Annotated in this window: 1 pseudogene; it reads left to right on the top strand. The window is 54.8% G+C overall.

What is annotated here, in order from left to right:
• A pseudogene (locus R0J87_RS20470) lies at positions 1 to 272 on the top strand (hypothetical protein); the annotation flags it as partial.

Here is a 272-nt window from a genome sequence, read left to right as displayed (position 1 = left end):
CTCGTGATTCTTGTTGTGAGAACGGGCACTGGCGAGAGCAACTTCACGAGCTGGGGATGGAGAATCCCCTTCCTGCTTTCAGTCGTACTTGTGGGTGTGTCGGTCTGGATCCGGATGATGCTCAGTGAATCGCCCGTCTTCCAGAAAATGCACGCGGAGGGCAAAACATCAAAAGCGCCGATAAAAGAGGCGTTCGGCCAGTGGAAGAACGTCCGATTGATGTTGATAGCCTTGTTCGGTGTCACCGCGGGCGAAGCCGTGGTCTGGTATAC

It is taken from the genome of Halomonas sp. SIMBA_159, from assembly GCF_046536035.1.
In the GTDB taxonomy this organism is placed as follows: Bacteria; Pseudomonadota; Gammaproteobacteria; order Pseudomonadales; family Halomonadaceae; genus Vreelandella; species Vreelandella venusta_A.
The sequence above is the reverse complement of the archived record's forward strand: the minus strand, read 5'-3'. Positions and strand labels throughout refer to the sequence as shown.